Source organism: Microcoleus sp. B3-A4 (assembly GCF_036705385.1).
Classification (GTDB): Bacteria; Cyanobacteriota; Cyanobacteriia; order Cyanobacteriales; family Microcoleaceae; genus Microcoleus.
This window is the reverse complement of the sequence record NZ_JAUBUI010000011.1, coordinates 19,706-39,594: the sequence shown is the minus strand read 5'-3', so window position 1 is coordinate 39,594 and position 19,889 is coordinate 19,706. Positions and strand designations below refer to the sequence as shown.

The following is a 19,889-nucleotide window of genomic DNA, read 5'->3' as shown; positions in this document are numbered from 1 at the left end:
CTTAGTTGCCAGACAATGACAACTAAGTATTGAGAAAAGCCAACAGTCAACTGTCAACTGTCAACAGATTATTCATCATCATCAAAAGCTTGACTGCCGCCGCCAACTGCAACTAAATCAATTTGCTGGCGGTAGTAGTCAACACTCTTGACTTGAACTTCTACCCGATCGCCCAAACGGTACTGATTGCGGTTCTTGCGACCCACCAAAGTTTGCTGGCGCGATCGATACTCGTACCAGTCATCCTTGAGCGAAGAAACGTGCACGAGTCCCTCCACACGCAGAATGTCGCTCTCCGGCGGCCGCACCTCAATTTCGACAAAGAAACCATAAGACTGCACACCTGTAATCAAACCCTGGAAAGTTTGCCCGGTGCGTTCTTTCATCAATCCGGTTTTCTTCAATCCCTGCAAATCGCTTTCGGCATCCTCAGCAACCCTTTCCCGTTCCGTCAGGTGTACCACGGCCGATGCAAACTCTGTCTCAAATTCGTGGTGCAAATCTGGCGGGAGAACATTCCAAGTAATTTGACCGTGACAGGAGGAATGGTGCAAGTCAACTTTTTCCTTAGCCCGTGTTGTGCGGCTGCTGCGGCCTTGCTCGAACACCGCTTGCAACACCCGCAGTATCAGCAAATCGGCGTAGCGGGAAAGCGGCGAAGTGCAGCGCGTGTAACCCTCTGACAGCCCCAAACCGAAGTGCGGCTTGGGAGTGGTGCTGTAAACAGCGGGCTTCATCGTGTCTTCTAGCAGGTAGGTGAGAACTCTTTCGGACTTAAGGCCGGCAAACTGCTGGGTAAATCGCTGAAAGTCCAAGGGCAAAACTTCTTCTTCGCTTTCGAGATACAGTTCGCCTCCGAGGTTGTTGGAGAGTTTGATGAACTCTTGAATGTCTGCCGGGTCTGGCATCGGCTGGACGCGGTAGATTGCTGGGACTCCCAAGGCCTGCAGGTGAGTGGCGACAGCTTGGTTGGCGAGTACCACCAACTCGGAGACAGCCGACTGGGCGGGGGGAGCGAATGCAAAAGCTCCTAATTCGCCTTCGTCGTCGAAGTGAGAGTTAGCATCGGGCAAATTTAGTTCAAAAGCTCCCCGCTTGAGCCTTGCCTTTCTGGCAGCCTGTGAGGCAGCCGACATTTGATCTAGGAAAGGACGGAGGGCGGATGATAAAGGGTGATCTTCGGCATCGCCTGGTTCGAGAATTGCTTGAGCTTGCTGGTAGGTGAGGTGGTAGTCAATTTGAATGACGCTGGCTTGAATTTCGTATTCTAAGAGTTCTCCAGATTCGTCTAGGGTGAGCAGTATGCTGAAGGTCAGCCGTTCGGTATCTGGCTGCAGAGAGCAGCGCTCGTTGAGGATTTCTGGAAGTACGGCGATGATTTTTTCTCCCAGATGGGCGGCGGTGCCTCGCTTGCGGGCTTCGCGGTCGATCGGGGTTTCTGGCTGCACGTACTCGGCGGCGTCGCTGATGTGGATTCCTATTTGCCAGCGGCCGGGCTTCAGGGTTTCGATCGACACAGCGCGTTCCACTGGCGGATCGGAGAGGAACGATGTCGGATCGAACTCGTTTTCGGCTCCTCCCTCGGAGATATTTTCCTCCTCAACTTTAGGGGCATCGTTTTCGCTGTTGCTTGCTCCCGGTTCGTTTTTGCTGAAGCTAACAGTCAGGATGTTACGCAAATCTAGCCGTTTTTTGATGTCGGTTTTTTTGACTTTGCTGGGCAAATTTTCGGCTGCTTTGATGACGGCGGCGGGGAACGATCGCGGCAAGTCGTGTTTGCAGCATACGATGTCGAGATCGTCAGCGGCTTCGGCGTCGGAACCGAGTACCTGTACTACTTTGCCGACTGGGCGATGGGTGCCGAGGGGGTAGCGTTTGACTTCGACGTGTACTAGGTGGTCGATCGCCTCTTGGAGATTTGTGCCATTTGCGAGCAAGTCTAGTTCAAACAACAGGCGATCGTCCAGGGGGATTGCTCTGTAGCTGACGCGGCCGGTGGGGGTGGCGGTTTGCTTGACTCGCGCGAGTACCGAGGGGTTGGCGCGTTCGAGGATGAGCATGACTTCGCCTTCGGGCGATCGGCGGCGGCTACCTTCTTTGATGATTTTGACTAAGACTCGATCGCCATTCCAAGCTGTCGAGAGGTGACTTTCCCGCACATAAACGTCTTCAGAGCCTTCGGCGTCTTGAATTGCAAAGCAAAATCCTTTGCTCGAACAGCGCAGTTTTGCTTCTACTACGTCGTCTTCAGCTACTCGGCGATATCGGCCTTTGTCTTTGACTAATATGCCAATTTTCTCTAGAGCTTCTAATGCGATTTGAAGTTTGAGTTGACTGGTGGCGTCGTTGCAGTCGAGTTTTTTCTCCAATGCTTTAGGAGCCACTAATTTGTCTTCTGTAAAATTTGCCAGCAGTGCAGCGATAGAAAATTCCATGTAGCGATCGATCCTCTTGTTTCCAGCAATTAGTCTAAATTTTGGCGAAATCAGCCGCACCCCCTCGGGCCCTCGTAGTGCCTGCTTCCCAACAAATTCGCGGGTTAATAGGTGGAGACGCGAGCACAGCCACCTTGTTTGATCGCGAGGTTTTTTTGAGATTCTCTCCCGACACCGGCTTCGTGCTAATTGTCTGCTGTCTGTCTTGAACTGACTGCTGACGGTGCAGAAAAATGTCCCGCACGCTATTCCCCAATACAATTTTTTAGCGTTGGTTTGTTTGCTTTTAGGTCAGCAGCGCCGAGCACTTCGCAAATTAGAAAGCCCCTGTCGGTTCTTAAAAGATGGCTCGATACTGAAAGCGACGGCTTGAGTCGAGGATGAGCCGATGGAGGGATGGAGAGGGATTAAATTTGCATTTCTTCCTTCTGCCTTGTTCCTTCTGCCTTGTTCCTTCTTCCTTTTGAAGTGCCTCTTGCTTCTTGCTTTAGCAAAGAATTTACCGGATCTTTAAGGCAAAATTGCTAGTAGCTCGCTGCTGCGATGCCCCTGTTTTTTTGCACGCGATCTGTCCTTGCGGACGGAGGTGCAACGAGCGGGTCGGGAGCAATCTGTGCTGTAGAAAGTGCAAGGTACACAAAACCGGAGACTTTTACTACTTTTGCTTAGTTGCTGTGCCATCTCCTATAGGTAGAAATGACGCCCGGTGCTTGTTAGCTTAAACTGCCGGATGTGGGATGGGGTTTAGTGGCGTGTAAGGTTGCGCGGATGACTCACCTTTAATTTATTGTATGTTGAATAGGTGCTTTCAGAAAATTGTTTTCTCTCTGGCTGTACTACACTTAAGTCATAAGCCCCTCCTGGTTTCGGGGTCAAAAAATTATGTTTGCTGAATTTCGCGCCCTTTATCCCGCTGGACAGTTAATTTGTGAGTTGCTGACTGTTCATCACGGTAAGTTTGTTGTTCGCTGTCTGGTTCAGGTTGACGGCAAAACTCTGGCTACGGCTATGTCGGCTGCTGAGTCTGTTGAGGATGCTGAAGACCGCGCTCGGTTGCGAGCGATCGCTGTCCTTGGATCTGCTGCGCCCGATCGTGCGATCGCGAGTGTTGAGCCGGCTCCGGTTGCTCCGGTTGCTCCGGTTGCTCCGGTTGCTGCTGTTCCCCCTCCCCCTCCTCCTGCTGTTCCGGTTCCGCCTGCTCTTGCTCCTCTTCCTGTTCTAGAAATCCCTGTTCCCGACAAATTGCCACTACCACAAGAAAGCAATTTTGTCAAGACTGAAGCGAAATTAAATGAAGAGCCGATCGCACCTGTACCGGAACCGCTGCCTCCAAAGGTCGATCGCGTGGAGGCTACTGGATTTGTACCGAAGCAGTTAGACTCGGACGCTTGGCTTTCTTCCAGCTACGGCGAACCACTTCAGGAACTGGAGGTGCCGACTGCTAGCCAAAGTGAACTGCTACAGGGTGCCGCCGAAGTCAGGGAATTGCAACCGATCGCAGTGGGAATCCCCAGCGATGCGATCGAGGATAATTCTGATACGATCGCCCAAATAGAGGCAATCCTCAGGCGCTTGAAATGGACTAAGAAACAAGAAACTGACTGTCTCGAACAAAATTTCGGCAAGTCGTCGCAGAGAGAGCTTTCTAGCGAACAGTTGGTAGATTTCCTAGAATATTTGGAAATCTACAGCAGAACTACTGAGGAAATAAAACGATTGGGCTGGACTGCCAACCAAGGAAAAGATTATCTCAAACAAGGTTACGGCAAAGAAGCGCGCCATTTCTTAAATCAAGTAGAATTGCTCGACTTCCTGCAATATCTCGAATCTTTGCCTTAGTAATTTTGTAGGGTTTCTAGGTGTGAGGTTTTTTTAGAAAAAGCTAAATATAGCAGTTTTCAATTGTATGAAATACAGTAAGGATTTAACTGTGACGCCGTATCATGCGCCCCAGCATCTGTAATTCACTCCACTGAAAACTGCTATATGACCGTTAAAAATTAAAAATCAAAAATGAAGAATATTTCCTCATTTTTGATTTTTAACTTTTTATTTAGACGACAGCGGCGATCGGGCGGCTGGCGGAAGGACGGCGATCGATGACTTGATCGACTAATCCGTAGTCCTTGGCTTCTTCAGCCGACATGAAGAAATCCCGTTCGGTATCTTCTTCAATGCGGGAAAGCGGCTGACCGGTATGGTTGGCAAGATGTTCGTTCAGGCGGCGTTTGTGGTACAAAATCTCTTTGGCCTGAATTTCAATATCGGTTGCTTGGCCTTGAGCTCCGCCTAGAGGTTGGTGGATCATAATCCGGGAGTGAGGCAAACTCATCCGCTTGCCTTTAGCGCCCGCACTCAACAGAAAAGCGCCCATGCTGGCGGCCAAACCGAGACAAATAGTGCAAATGTCGGGGCGGATGTGGTTCATCGTGTCAAAAATGCCCATACCTGCTGTTACCGAACCCCCTGGGGAATTGATATAGAGATAAATATCTTTCTCGGGGTCTTCGGCGTCTAAAAATAGCAATTGGGCAACGATCAGGTTAGCTAAGTCAGAGTCAACCTGTTGGCCCAAGAAGACGATGCGATCGCGCAGGAGTCGCGAGTAAATGTCAAAAGCGCGTTCGCCGCGACCGGATTGTTCTATAACTGTTGGGATCATTGACAGGGCCTGCCTATTACGTATCTTTTTTTTATTTTAGCGATTTGGGTTCATTTGTAGTTACGGATTCCCGGCGCGCGATGGCGTCCCGCCCCGCAAGCTACGGCTTTTACGCGCAAAATCCTTAAGCTGGGATTGGTTGAGGCATTTGGGCCGTCGCAATTTCTCGATTCGGAAGCTCGCTCTGCTTTTTCTGCTTTAGACTAATTCAATACTCCGGAGAGTTTTTAGATAGGGATGCGATGCCTACGGCAAACTTCGCTAACGCAGTACATCACAGAAGCGAAAAAGTGAGTGGAATCAAAGCTAAAAACCAACAGAAAAAAAGGCATTATTTTAAGTTAAACTAAAAAATACACCAGCTTTTTAGATGGTTGGCTTATGAATATTATTAAATCAATAATACAACAAATACAGCGATTAGTCAACCCCAAAACAAGTTTTTAGTGGTTTTATATTCAACCCTTTTGCTCGTTTATGGTTCGGTTAAATTTACCAATTTCAGTCGTTAGAGTTGTTTAAATGAAAAAACTGCTCGTCCTCAGTTTCGCTCATGGTTTTTTAACTTTCCACAATTTAATCAATGCTGCTTAAAAACTGTCCAGACTATTGTTAAGGGAGATCGGCCGGTCTACTTTTTGACAGATATTGAGTATGATAGATACCATGTCCTTAAAGTGTATGAAATCTTCTAATAGTAACGATTAATCGTTGGGAGAATCGACGGATTCAACCCTCACCTTTGGCATTAAGGCAAATTCGGACGCGGGTTGCGGAAGTGGGTCAATCCTCTTAAATCGTCATTCGAGAGGGCAGCAAACAGCTTTTAGCTCAGTATTTTTCAGCGAGGTAGAGTGTGTGATTGATGTGGTAGATGAGGCTGCTCGTAAAAATTTATTTGCAGGCGATAGCGAGATGGCGATGCTGATGCGATCGCACGATTGGTCGCAAACGCTACTGGGGGCGGTCGAAACTTGGTCGGACAGCCTGAAAACGGCTGTGCAAATTCTGTTGACAGAACTCGATCGCACCCCGCACCCAGAAAAGACGCAGCTAGAATCTGCCCAAGCCGATGCGTTTCGAGTCAAGCTCACCAATGCGCTACGTCCACTAACAGATGCTAATGAGATTCAGGCGATCGCGGCCCGCATTCTGGGCGAGTCTCTAGGCGCAAGCCGCGTTATTTACGTTGAAGTGTTACCGGGCGATAAAGAGCTTATCGTTCATAAAAACTACACGAACGGTGTTGCCGAATTGAGTGGGCTGTACCGTGTGGAAGACTTTGGGCGGAACCTGATAGAAGACCATCAAGCGGGGCAAACGGCGATCGTTCCCGATGTGGCAAACTACCATAAATACACAGCCAGCCAGAAGGCAAGGTATCACTCGATAGATATTGCCGCGCATATTGATGTGCCGCTGATCAAGAACGAGCGATTTGTCGCGTTGCTGGCAGTGCATCAGGCAAACCCTCGCCAGTGGACAGAAGACGAGGTAAGACGAGTTGAGGAAACCGCAGAGCAGACGTGGGCAACCGTCGAGCGTGCCCGTGCTGAAGCCGTTTCGCTTGAGAGCCGCACCGAACTCGAACGGCAACTGCGAAAGTTCGATGCGATCGTCGGTGCAATTCCCGATTTTATTTACACCTTCGATCTGTCAGGACGGTTCACTTATATCAGTCCGGCGTTGCTCAATCTTTGGCAGAAAAGTTTGGATGAAGCTTTGGGAAAGAACTTTTTTGAGCTGGATTATCCAACTGATTTAGCGACCAGAGTTCAACAACAGATTCAACAAGTTATCGAGACGTGCCAGACGCTCAAGGATGAAGCACCCTACACTAGCGCGATCGGCACGCGCACCTATGAATACATTTTCGTGCCAATTTTAGGGATAAACGGTGCAGTAGACGCAGTGGCAGGCGTGACGCGAGATATGACCGATCGCAAACTGGCAGAACAAGCCTTGCGCCAAAGCGAGGAGCAGACTCGCAATATTCTGGAGAGCATCGCTGAAGCCTTCTATTCCCTGGATGAAAACTGGCGGTTCACCTACGCCAATCGATCGGCCGAAACACTACTCGATCGCACTCCAGGGGATTTGATTGGCAAGAATTTATGGCAAGAGTATCCAGGATTGGTTGGCCATGAGTTGGCACAGGTTTACTCGAGTGCAATGCGCGATCGCGTGGCTGCGTCAATGACCGCGTTTTACCAGGATCACGCTCGCTGGTACGAAGTTCGCACTTACCCCGCTCCAAATGGCATCACCGTTTATTTTAAAAATGTTACCGAGCACATTCAAACTGCCGCAACCCTGCGTCAATCCGAGGAACGCTACCGGACGCTGTTTGAGTCGATCGGCGATGGCTTTTGCGTCATCGAGATGCTGTTTGATAAAGACGATCGCGCGATTGACTACCGCTTTTTAGAAGTCAATCCGTCGTTTGAACAACAATCAGGATTGGTGCAGGCAGTGGGCAAGCGGATGCTTGAACTCGCCCCAGATCATGAGAAGCATTGGTTTGAAATTTATGGCAGAATCGCGATAACGGGCGAACCGCTTCAGTTTGAGAATTATGCTAAAGCACTGAACCGTTGGTTCGATGTGTATGCCTGTCGCACGGGTGAAGCCCAAGCGCGAAAAGTGGCGCTTGTCTTCAAAGATATTAGCGATCGCAAACGGGCAGAAGAAATTTTGCGGCGAGCCGCCGAATTTGATGCTTTCCGCGTCTCTATCGCCGACGCGCTCCGCCCGCTTGCCGACCCAGTAGAGATTCAGGCTACAGCCAGCCGCGTGCTGGGCGAATATCTCGGCGCGAACCGCGTGGCGTACTTCGAGGTTCGCGGCGCTGATTACGTCGTTGAGCGTGATTACGTCAACGGAGCCGAAACAATGGCTGGCAAATACCCGATTGATTCGTTCGGGCCAAAGCTGCTTGCAGCGTACCGCACGGGTTGCCCTGTGGTCGCATCCGATGTGGAAGCCGATCCCAACCTATCTCCAGAGCAGCGATCGGCCTACGCCGCGAGCCAGATTGGGGCATACATCGGTATACCCCTGGTCAAGGAAGGCGAGTTTGTAGCGGGGCTGGCAGTCCACACATCCGAGCCACGAGCTTGGACGCTGGACGAGGTGTCTCTGGTGGAAGAAGTTGCCGAGCGTACTTGGGCTGCAGCCGAACGCGCCCGCTCCGAAGCAGCCTTGCGCGACAGTGAGGAGCTAAAGCAACGCATACTGGAAAGCAGTCAAGATTGCATTAAAGTCTTAATGCTCGATAGCGAAATCGTCTATATCAATCCAGGCGGGTTGTGCCTGTTGGAAATCGACGATCCGTCACTCGTTCTAAACACCAGTTGGCAAGATATCTGGCAAGGTAAATATTATGAAAATGCCAAGGCAGCGATCGCGGCTGCCAAAGCGGGCAAAGTCGGTCAGTTTCAAGCCTATCTTCCCACTTACAAGGGCACACCGAAGTGGTGGGATATCATTATCACACCCGTGCGAAATACCACTGGACAAGTGACTCAACTTTTAGCAATTTCCCGCGATATCACGAAGCAAAAGCAAGCTGAAGCTGAACTGGAACGACTGCTGGCGCAAGAGCAAGTTGCACGAGAATCTGCCGATCGCGCCAACCAGATCAAAGATGAGTTTTTGGCAGTGCTGTCCCATGAATTGCGATCGCCGCTCAATCCGATTCTGGGCTGGTCAAAACTATTGCAGCAGAGAAAATTGGACGCGACAAAAACTGCAACCGCACTGGCGACGATCGAGCGTAACGCCCGACTCCAGGCGCAACTCATTGACGATTTGCTGGATATCTCTCGGATTTTGCGCGGCAAACTGATTTTAACCGTGTTGCCGGTCGATCTGAGTAAAGTCATCTCAGAAGCGCTGGAGACGGTTCGATTAGCCGCAGAAGCGAAAGCCATTCAAATTTGCACAACGATTTTACCCAGTGTTGGCATCGTCATCGGCGATGCTGGACGGTTGCAGCAGGTCATCTGGAATCTGTTGTCTAACGCGGTCAAATTCACACCTCACCGGGGACAAGTCGCTGTTACTCTAGCTGTGGATGAAATCCACGCTGAAATTCAAGTTACTGATACTGGAAAAGGCATTCGCTCTGACTTCCTGCCCTATGTTTTCGAGCATTTCCGGCAAGAAGATGGAGCCACCACCCGCAACTTTGGCGGCTTGGGATTAGGACTGGCGATCGTGCAGCAAATTGTGGAACTGCACGGGGGAACTGTCGCGGTTGATAGCCCTGGTGAAGGACAGGGGGCTACGTTTACAGTTCGCATTCCGCTTGCGCCTCGCTTTCAGGAATTGCCAGCGATCGAGCCGCCCTCCGACTCAACGGGAGATTTAAGCGGCATTCGCGTCTTAGTCGTGGATGATGAGGTAGACTCACGCGAGTTTGTAGCCTTTGTTTTAGAACAAGCGGGGGCGATCGTCACCAGCGTTGCCTCTGCAACTAAAGCACTGCAAGCATTTTCCCAAGCGGTTCCAGAGATCGTTGTCAGTGATATTGGGATGCCAGAAATGGATGGCTATATGTTGATGCGTCACATTCGCAGCCTGCCGATCGAGCAAGGCGGACAAGTTCCTGCGATCGCCCTGACTGCCTATGCTGGAGAGATGGATCTACAGCAGGCGATCGCGGCAGGCTTTCAACGTCACCTTGCCAAACCTATTGACCCAGAAACAGTGGTTGCGATCGTCACCGAATTAGTGTTCGCCGACAGTACCCAAAGCCTTTTCAAGTAGATCGGGCGCTACCCAGAAAAGAGTTATATCCACTACATACCAAACCACTCAAATTTTTATCGCCCAACCACGTCGGTACATTCCATACAAAATTAACCACCAAAATAAGACCGCAGTCACGGCAAATGCTAGGGAACCATTCAGCGGTCCCGCCCACGGCAAAAACCAGTTTTCATAAATCCAAGTGTAAGTTGTTGGAGCCTTTTCAGCAGTACAGATATGGGTTTTTAGAAGAATTCTGGCAACTATACCGGAGGCGACAAACAAAAAAATTGCATTCAATCCCATGATTTCAAACGGTCGCCCCCATTTCCAATTTCGCACTTCAATTGTTTCGTAGCAAGCTGCTAGCAATAGCAACGCCCAACCAGCAGTAAAAACTACATAGGAACTTGTCCAAAGCTGTTTGTTTATCGGAAATAAAAATCCCCACAAGTGGCCGATTACCACCCAACTGAGGCCGCAGATTGCTAAGTTTACACTGGTGCTGGTTTTGATTGGCTGGACGCGCAGCCATTCTCCGGTAAAGTAGCCTGTGAGGACTGTGACAACTGCGGGTAAGGTACTCAACAATCCTTCGGGGTCGAAGGGGCCGCCTTTGTACAGGTGTTGGCTACCGAGAATTAGCCGATCGACATATCCCCCTAAATTTCCTTCTGGCGTGAGTTCGCCGGCAGTGTACTCCCCTACAGGGACTACGGTTAATGCAGCCCAATAGCCGAAAAGTACGGCAACCGCGAGCAGTTTTTGATTGCGGGGGGAGAGGTTGAGAATGGCGATCGCACTGATGAAATAAGCTAAGCCGATGCGCTGCAATACTCCCATGATGCGGATTTTACCGAAGTTTTCAAGCGGGGCGCTGTTGAGAAGTACGTCAAGGGCGATCGAAGATGTATTTAGCAGTAATCCTAATATAAATAGAATCGCGGCGCGGCGCGCAATTCGCCAGTAAATATTTGAATAGGGAAGAAGGAATAAGGAAGAAGGAAGAGGGTTTTTGGCGGATTCTGATTTTTGCTTGGTTTGTGTAATTTTTGAGGTTTCTCTTCCGGTTTTTGGATAATTTTGAATATATTTAGACAGCGAGAAAGACATCGCGCAGCCAACGATGAACAAGAAAAACGGAAATATTAAGTCTGTCGGGGTGCAGCCGTGCCATTCTGCGTGTTCTAGCGGTGGATACACCTGTTCCCAACTACCGGGGTTGTTGACTAGAATCATTGAGGCGATCGCAATTCCGCGAAAAACATCAAGGGATTTGAAGCGCATAAATTAAGTTATTTGTTCACTGTTCACTGTTCACTGTTCACTGTTCACTGTTCACTGTTCACTGTTCACTATCTTAGCGGATGCCCATTTCCTAATTCTTTTCGGCCCAATTCCCAATTCCCCATGCCCCATGCCCCATGCCCCATGCCCAATTCCCCATTACCCCTCAACTAAATTTCAATACCTTCCAGAGTCATAATGACTGCATTTTTCATCAACATATCGCAGCGTTCTGCATAAAAAGCTGCTGCCTTATCATACTTATTGATTTGCAAAACCCGCAGAAACATTTGCCTTGCTTGCGCGAATTGCTGCTGGTAGTGAAAAAAAATCCCCTGTTCAAAATAAGTTTGAGTTTGTGCTTTTAGTTCGATCATTGCTGCCGAGTCGCCATCGTAAATTTCAAATACAGCAACAGGTGTTTGTTTTCCTTTGACTTGAACGCGATCGAGAAATCGGCACTTGTAATGTTGAGGATCGTCTATCCGGCAAAGGGTTTGGACGCTAGCTACAATAGCCACCCCATAAAGCTTTGTCAATCCTTCCACGCGGGAAGCTAGATTAACGGCATCAGAAATCACCGTACTTTCCATTCGTTCCGCTTCGCCAATCGTACCTAACATTAAAGTCCCCGTATGCAAACCAATCCCTATCGAAATAGGTTGATAGCCACTGTTTTGCCTGTGTCTGTTATAAATTTTTACTTGCTGCTGCATCTCAATTGCTGCTTGCACAGCATCTTCAGCCCTGTTAGGAAACAAAGCCATAATCCCGTCACCAATATATTTATCTATAAAACCGTTGTACTCGCGGATAACTGGACCAACTCGGCTTAAGTAAGAGTTAAGAAATTCAAAGTTTTCTCGGGGAGACATACTTTCTGACAGACTTGTAAATGAGCGAATGTCGGCAAACATAATCGTCATTTCTGCTTGTACAGCGTCTCCTAGTCTAGCATCAACGATGCTTTCTCTTTTGAGAAATTTCAAAAATTCACGGGGTACAAAACGAGCTGATGCGGCGGCTATTTTTTCGAGTTCGCTTTTGCTGGACTCGATTTGATTGAGCGATCTAAATGCTCTCAGTGCGGTGACTACTGTGGTAAATAATTTTTTATTAGTAAGTTCAGTTTTGGTTTTGTAATCATTGATATCGTAGCTGACAATTACTACATCTTCTGGTACTTGTCCGGGCTGTCCAGTGCGTAAAATAATTCGCACTACTTGATTATTTAAAATATCGCGGATGTATTTAACTACTTCCAAGCCTGCTTCTTCTGTCTCCATAACTACATCGAGTAAAATCAAGGCTATGTCGTAGTTATTTTGGATTATTTCTTTAGCTTCTTTTCCTGAGTAAGCGCTGATAAATGTTATACTCTTACCTTCAAATTTAAAATCGTTTAACGCTAGTTTAGTAATATTATGAATTTCTACTTCATCATCTACAATTAATATTTTCCAACTTTCTTCTAGCGGTTTTTGTTCCGCCTCGTCTTCCTCAGCAAATATTAATTCATCGTCGCCCGCCGCGATTAATTCGTCATCGCCTGCTGCCAACAGGTTTTTATTAGCTTCTGACATATATCGTTCTCCTATATAAAACTTATATCCATGTTGGCGGTCTCATAACTCATTGCTCATTTTAGCGGGAAATTCAATCATAAATTTTGTGCCTTTATTTACTTGACTTGTGCAGTTAATTGTGCCTTTTAGTTTTTGAGTAACAAGGTTATAAATAATGTGCAGTCCCAATCCCGTGCCTCCTTGACCTCTTTTGGTGGTAAAAAACGGTTCAAAAATTTTACTTAGATTTTCTGGGTCAATTCCTTTGCCGTTATCGGCATATTCAAATATTAGCCGATCGCCCTCTAGTTTGAAATCAAAAGCCAGAACTCCTTCGTCTTCTCCATCGTAGGCGTGAATTAGGGAATTCAACACCAGATTTGTCACAATTTGACACACTACGCCGGGGTAACTGTCCACGACTATATTTTCATCACACTTAATCTCTATTTTGTGCTTAGTTCTTTTTAGTTTGGCGGTTAAGGATGTCAAAATTTCCTCTAGATAGTTTTTAACATTAAACGTGCGTTTTAACTCGCTCGACTGATCTACAGCTACTTCTTTAAAACTGTGAATCAAGTCGGCTGCCCGCGTGAGGTTAGATAAGATCATATTACTGCTTTGCACGGCGGTATCCAGAAACTTTTCTAACTCGGAACGTTTTATTTGGCCGTTACTGTAAACCTCAAAAAACTTTGTGGCTTTTTCAGCAAGCAGGGAGGCGGCGGTGATGCCGATACCGATGGGAGTATTGATTTCGTGGGCGACACCTGCCACCAACCCGCCGAGGGCAGCCATTTTTTCCGACTCTACCAGTTTATTTTGAGCCGATTTTAAGTCTTCTAAAGTTTGGGAGAGTTCTGCGGTACGCTGCTGTACTAAATTTTCCAGATTCTGATTGAATTGGTGCAAGTTGGCGTAAAGTTGAGCATTTTCGATGGATATAGAAATTTGAGAAGACAGCAGTTTTAATATTTCTAACCTGTCTTGTGTAAAAGCGCCTGTAGTCAGATTGTTTTCTAAATATAAAATCCCAGTGAGTTGGCCTTGATTAATTAACGGAGTGCAAAGAATTGATTTAGGTTGAACGGTCATTATATAGGGTGTGCGAGTAAATTGTCCTTCGCGGCTGGCATCGTTTAAAACTATACTTTGCTGGGTGCGGGCGACGTAATTCACAACTGCCACTGCCAGCAAAGTTACTTCTCGATCGTCGGCTACAAAATCTATCGGGATTGATTGCATGACAGCAACGCGATCAACATCTACAGATCCTGATGCTTCAATCACCCATTGACCCTCTTTTTCTAGTATTAAAAAGCCTCTTTGCCCCCCGGCATTTTCAATAACAATTTTCATCATTTTTGCCAGCAGTTTGTCTAGAACTATTTCGCCGGCTAAGGTTTGCGATGCTTTAACTGCTGTGGTCAAGTCTAGCACGCCTGCACTGTCGTTCGTAGTGGAAGCGCTGCTGGTAGATTTGTGAGTTTCAATATTAGTTGAAATCGAGCCTGAAGTTAGCAAGTGCGAGTATTTCGATTCTAAATGCGCTGCTTTGGCTGTTGCTCCCCAGCGCTGATAGCAATAACGCGCTTCTGTCAAGTAAGTTTTAGCATTTTTTTCTCGTCCTATGGATAGATAAAATGCTCCTGCCAATTCTGCTGCTAGTGCTTGGACTTGTATGTATCCGTTTTCTTGGGCTCCTTCAATTGCGCGATCGTAATATTCCATTGCTCTCACAACATTGCCCAAAACACGCGCTTTTTCTGCCGTAAGCAAGTCGCATTTGTGCTGAAGATTCATGGGCGCCGAAAGCGCTTTTTGTTGCAACTTTTTCCGGTTACTGACAGCGTAAAAAATATGCTCTTCTTGTTCCTCGTCTGTTGCAGATGGATAGGCTGCTAGGCGAGCTAGAGAATCATAAAACTGGTATTCAGAAACATTAATAAAGCCAGCCACTCCGTCTAAATATACTTCGGCTTGCGCTGCATTTTCTAGCGCTGTAGCGGTATCCCCAAATAAATACGCTAGGATTAATTTTTGCACATAGAAGTGCTGTAGTCCCACCCGATCGTTAGCTTTCAACAGCAGCGACAACAATTTTTCTTCGCTGTATGCTTCACCTAATACAAGGTGTGAACTTTCCAATTCTCCCATCAATTGCAAAATAGTTTGCCGATATATTTGATTCCAAGTCAATACAGTTTCTTGCTTGAGTTGAAACAGCAAATTGTTGTAACTTACCATTCTCCGTTCCAGTTGTGGCAATTCTTGACCGATAAAATACAAAGACTGACAAATATTTACGGCTGAATATCCGACAGATTCTAAATCCCCATTTTCTAGCGCGCTTTGATAGGCCTCCTCTAATAGTGGCAAAGAGTCTTTAACGTGATGCTTGCCGTTCATCAAAATGAATGCTACTAAATTAAGCGTTTTGCTTTTGAGTTCTAACGCATTTAATCGCTCGCTCAACTTTAAAGCTAATTGACCAAAGCGATCGCCAGATTCAATATCTCTAACTATTCCTTTTAAAATTGCTCCGTAATTAGCATAACCGAAGGCAGAAAAAGTAGAGTTTCCGTAATTAATAGATAAATTAACTTGCTCGCACACAATCAGCGGCAGCAGCACAGGTTCAACTATAAATGTAGCTGAAAACATACTGGAAAGCACGCGCATAGTTGCTAATTTGTGCGGATTTGTCATAATCGGCAAGTTAATTAAATCTTCTATTTTTCGGTCGGTTAAATAAGCAGCCGTTTTAGCCAGTGCTTGCTGAATGTGGAGGGGAATCGGCGATTGGGGAAAGTTGATTCCTAACATTTTTAGGGCTTCCCGACCAATTTTTACCGATTCTTGGAGTTTGGTTTGCATCGCACAAGCTATGATTCTGATTTCAAACACTTTGATTTTATCTAGTTCATTTTTTGCGTGTTGCAGGACAATTTTCGCCCATTTTTCCATTGGTTCAAAGTCAGTATTGAGGTAAGCAGCTTCTGCTGCTGACTCGTAGAGTGCAAGAGTCAACTCGTAGTCAGTTTCCCAACTTTCGGGGGGAAGCAGTTCAATACCTACGGTTAAATATTTGAGGGCAAGTTCGTAAACTGCACTTGCTTTTGCTTTGCGACCTGCAATTAAATTTAATTGGCATAATTGAAATTGTTCTAATTGGCTGCTGATAATTTTTTGGGCTGAATTTAGTTGGTTTACGGTATCAAAAATATGCTCTTCTAATTGCTCTGGCGGTGCATTTCGTAGTAAAAATTTGCCGATTTTGAGATGAATTTCTTGTTTGTGATAATCGGAGATTAAAGCATAAGCTGCTTGCTGCACTCGCTCGTGCAAAAATTGGTAAGTAGCGCTAGGAACCTCAGCCACTGGCATGGACAATTTATCGGTAAAGTCTCTAGATATTGTATCTGTTACTTCTGCGCTTGCTGCTAGTGCGATCGGAATTTTGTAGGCGTTATTCACGAGCAAAATCAGACCGGACTGAAGTGCGTCACCGAGGTCGGTGGCTGCGGACGCCAGAGGTTTTTCGGCGATTGTCGAGAGAGTTTTTAAATCAAATTTGTTTCCGATACAAGCGGCTAATTTAAGCAGTTCCTGGGTAGCCTCTGAAAGTTTCTGAATGTTATCTATCATTAATTCGACAACATTGTCAGTTATTCCCATTTCTTGTATTTGTTCGATATCCCACTGCCACTCGCCTGTGATATGGCATTTTTTCACAATTTGCTCTGAGATTGGTTGCGCTAAGCCCGACAGGTTAGATTCAGCTAGATTGACCAAATTATTCGAGGGTGAAAGTTTAAGTTGAATTAAGTTTTTTGAATAAAGAAATTTTATCAATTGAGTTAAAAAGAATGGATTTCCAGCGGTTTTTCGCAAAAGCAATTCTGCTAAACTTAGTGATTTTTCTGGGGCGCAGTTCAAAGTATCGGCAACGAATTGGTTGACGCTGCTTATATCTAACGGCGGAATGGCGATCGCGCTCACAGTGCCGCCTGATTTTTTAATTGCTTCGGCGGTCAGCATTAGGGGATGATTTGCATCTACTTCCTGGTCTCTATAAGCTCCAATTATTAATAAATATTGAGTTTCCAGGTCAGTTGCTACCAGTTCTATTAACTTGAGAGATGCTGAATCGACCCACTGCAAGTCGTCGAGGAAAATTACTAGGGGGTGTTCTTTTTGAGCAAAGACGCGGATGAAGTTTTGAAATACTAAATTAAAGCGATTTTGAGATTCATTTGCTCCTAAATCGGGCACGAGGGGCTGCGGTCCGACAATCAGTTCTAGTTCGGGAATAGCTTCAATAATTACTTGGCAGTTGCCGCCGAGTGCTTTGAAAATTTTTTGTTTCCAAACATGGATTTCTGCGGCATTTTCTGTGAAAATTTGCCGCAACAAATCTTGAAAAGCTTGGAGCAAAAAAGCGTAGGGAATATCGCGCTTAAATTGCTCAAATTTGCTGTCAATAAAATACCCGTTTTCCAGCCGAATCGGCTTGTAAACTTCATAGACTAACGACGATTTGCCTACACCTGCACCACCAGAAATCAGCACGATTTCTGTATTGCCTCGCCTCATCCGCTGGAAAATACTAAGAAGCATATTAACTTCTGCTTCTCGCCCGTAAAATTTTTGCGAAATTTGCAGGTGACTTGACCGATCTTGTTCGCCGAGGGTTATGTGAGAAATTTTGCCTGTTGTTTGCAGTTGAACGAGACAATTTTCCAAGTCGTACAAAAGTCCGAAAGCACTTTGATACCTGTCTTCGGCTGTTTTTGCTAAGAGTTTTATGATGATATCGGAAACGACTTGAGGAATCTCCTTGGTTCCTACTTGATTGATTCTGCCCTCTATGCTTCTGCTTTCTACTTTTTGCTTTCTGTTTTCACAAGGAGAAACTGGCGTTTTAGCAATATGGCAGTGTACTAATTCCATGGGATCGATCGTCTGAAAAGGCAATTCGCCACACAGCATTTCATAAAAGGTGACGCCTAAAGAATAAAAATCGGTGCGGTAGTCGATCGCCCGATTCATGCGTCCCGTTTGTTCAGGAGACATATAGGCGAGAGTGCCTTCGAGTAAATGGGGATGGCTGGGGGCGGGGTTTTCGCCCGGTAGCAGGGAGGCGATCGCAAAATCAGCAATCTTGACATCTCCTGTCTCGATATTGACAATAATATTGCTGGGTTTAATATCTTTGTGAATAATGTGGTGTTCGTGAAGTTGCCCAATAGTTTCTGCTAGTTTGATGCCAATATGCAGAAATTGTTGTAACTCTAGCTGGTTGTTGCCGAGAAAGTCTTTGAGAGAAATGCCACCAAAATCTTCTAAAACTAAAACAGGAAAGTGATTGTATGTTTCTATTTTGTAAAGCTTGACTATTCCGGGCAAACTCAAATTTTTAAGAATTTCGGATTCGTGCAGGAGTTGAGATATTTGCGCTGGGGTAGGGTATGTCGGCGTGAGAGTTTTGAGGATAACGGGTTTTTGTTCCTCAAGCTGCATCCCTCGATAAATAACTGTGTGTGGGTTTGTATAAAGTTCTTCATCAATGCGGTATCCAGGGATAGAAATCATGATATGTGGGGGTAATTTGAAAGAGCTGGTTATACAATTTTAAATGTTAGATTGGGAATGATTGATGACATAAGGTTTTGGATCAGACGTACAGTTGCATTCTTTTTTGCCACAAGTATTATTAAGTAAGTGGAAATACACATCGCGAGCGAGTGTGGTTTTTACGGCAGTAAACTGGCTACTATTATATAGCTGAGCTAAATCCCTCCCTAAAGGGCCCTCCTAGATACTTTTTTTGTTGCTTATTTACTTATCTATATTTTAGTCTTCAAAAAATCAGAAGTCGCACTTTGCTATCCCGCCAGTGGCAAAATAAATGGGTGCTTGCAAATCAACAGCTAAAATCTAAAAAAATCATGCAGAATATAACTGCCTCAAATCCAGCTAATGCGACCGATCGCGCTTTTGGCACCGCAGACATTCAATTGCTGGTAGTGGATATAGACGGCACGATCGCAGGTTTGTCAAATACCATCCGAGAACCAGTCAAGCAGGCAATTTTGGCTGCGGAGTCGCGGGGAGTGAAAGTGGCCGTCGCTACGGGCAGGATGTACTGCTCAGCTTTGCGTTTTCACCGCGACATCGGCTCAACATTGCCACTGATTTGCTACCAGGGCGCATGGATTCAAGATCACGCTACTCAAAAACGGCTGCGGCACTTGCCGCTGTCGAAACAAACTGCTCTGCAACTGTTAGATCATTTTGAAGAACCGCATTTGCGACCCCTCCTTTCGATCCATTTCTACATTGACGACCAACTTTACGTGCCGGAAATTACCGCAGCTACCCGAATTTATGCCCAACGATCGGGCATTGAACCAATGGTAATTAAAGATTTGCGGCGAGATCTTCCGGGGGAACCGACGAAAGTTTTGGCATTGTGCGAGAATCCGGGGGTACTCGACGGCTTGCTCAGCAGTATGCGGCAGCGCTACACGCCTGCGGAGCTTTATTTGACTCGATCCGTCGCCACTTTTTTTGAAGCTACGCATCCTTTGGCGAATAAGGGAGATGCCGTGCAGTATTTAGCGGAGGAACTTTTGGGTTTGCAGGCAGCGAACGTGATGGCGATCGGCGACAATTTTAATGATGTAGAAATGATTGCCTACGCGGGTGTGGGCGTGGCAATGGGCAATGCTCCTGATGGGGTGAAGGCTGCTGCTGATTGGGTGGCGCCGGATGTGGAGGAAGATGGGGTGGCGGCTGCGATCGAACAATTTGTTTTGGGCGATCGTTGATATTTCTAGCACAAATAGCGCAGGGGCGGGTTTAGCGACATTTGGAAAAAATGTATATCCACTCGCCCCGACCCAGCGACAATTTATTATTATATAACTCTCTAGTTTTGAGTTCTATGCAATCAAATTTTGATGATAAAAAAAATCCACACTTTCGGATTTTTCGAGATTAAGTTCAGTCAATTACTTTGTTTGCAACATCCGAATATTTATTTAACGAACCGCGAAGACGCTAAGAACGCAAAGGAAGAAATGAAGAAAGCGGGGCGGGCTTACAGATCTTCTGGATGTGAATTTATAGATAATTTCAAACTCTTAAAAATGGGTTCCAACAGAAAGAGCACCGACGACTGGC

At 46.5% G+C, this 19,889-nt stretch carries 8 protein-coding genes; 3 read left to right on the top strand and 5 right to left on the bottom strand.

The genetic code is table 11. The features are described from left to right. Nucleotides 1–68: 68 nt before the first annotated feature. Nucleotides 69–2,435 carry a ribonuclease R family protein gene (locus tag QUB33_RS07790; RefSeq protein WP_333349165.1) on the bottom strand — a complete coding sequence of 789 codons (2,367 nt, stop codon included), beginning with the start codon at nucleotides 2,433–2,435 and terminating at the stop codon, nucleotides 69–71. A gap of 882 nt (nucleotides 2,436–3,317) precedes the next feature. Between QUB33_RS07790 and QUB33_RS07785 the strand changes: the two genes are divergently transcribed. Next, the gene (locus tag QUB33_RS07785) at nucleotides 3,318–4,274 is read left to right on the top strand and encodes a hypothetical protein (RefSeq protein WP_333349163.1); all 957 of its coding nucleotides are present in this window, start codon (nucleotides 3,318–3,320) and stop codon (nucleotides 4,272–4,274) included. A 214-nt stretch (nucleotides 4,275–4,488) separates the two neighbouring features. Here QUB33_RS07785 and clpP read toward each other — a convergent pair whose 3' ends face one another. After that, a complete protein-coding gene (gene clpP / locus QUB33_RS07780; protein ID WP_333047400.1) occupies nucleotides 4,489–5,121 on the bottom strand; it encodes an ATP-dependent Clp endopeptidase proteolytic subunit ClpP in 633 nt (210 codons plus the stop codon). Between the two features lie 891 nt (nucleotides 5,122–6,012). Here clpP and QUB33_RS07775 point away from each other — a divergent pair. Further along, nucleotides 6,013–9,867: a PAS domain-containing protein gene (locus tag QUB33_RS07775; RefSeq protein WP_445299514.1), complete on the top strand. Its 3,855-nt coding sequence runs from the start codon at nucleotides 6,013–6,015 to the stop codon at nucleotides 9,865–9,867. Nucleotides 9,868–9,915: 48 nt separating this feature from the next. Here the strand turns inward: QUB33_RS07775 and QUB33_RS07770 are convergent, their stop codons facing one another. The 3 genes from QUB33_RS07770 to QUB33_RS07760 all read right to left on the bottom strand — a co-directional run bounded on the left by QUB33_RS07770 (nucleotide 9,916) and on the right by QUB33_RS07760 (nucleotide 18,296). After that, complete coding sequence (locus QUB33_RS07770; protein WP_333349161.1) at nucleotides 9,916–11,136, bottom strand: heparan-alpha-glucosaminide N-acetyltransferase domain-containing protein; 1,221 nt, start codon at nucleotides 11,134–11,136, stop codon at nucleotides 9,916–9,918. Between the two features lie 170 nt (nucleotides 11,137–11,306). Beyond that, the gene (locus QUB33_RS07765) at nucleotides 11,307–12,719 is read right to left on the bottom strand and encodes an adenylate/guanylate cyclase domain-containing protein (RefSeq protein ID WP_333349159.1); all 1,413 of its coding nucleotides are present in this window, start codon (nucleotides 12,717–12,719) and stop codon (nucleotides 11,307–11,309) included. 42 nt (nucleotides 12,720–12,761) lie between these two features. Continuing rightward, on the bottom strand, nucleotides 12,762–18,296 hold the full coding sequence (locus tag QUB33_RS07760) for an ATP-binding sensor histidine kinase (RefSeq protein WP_333349157.1): 5,535 nt from the start codon (nucleotides 18,294–18,296) through the stop codon (nucleotides 12,762–12,764). Nucleotides 18,297–18,652: 356 nt separating this feature from the next. On the opposite strand from QUB33_RS07760, the gene QUB33_RS07755 reads away from it, so the two are divergent. Beyond that, entirely contained in the window at nucleotides 18,653–19,534 is an 882-nt protein-coding gene (locus QUB33_RS07755) for a Cof-type HAD-IIB family hydrolase (RefSeq protein WP_333349155.1), read from the top strand. Nucleotides 19,535–19,889 lie beyond the last annotated feature (355 nt).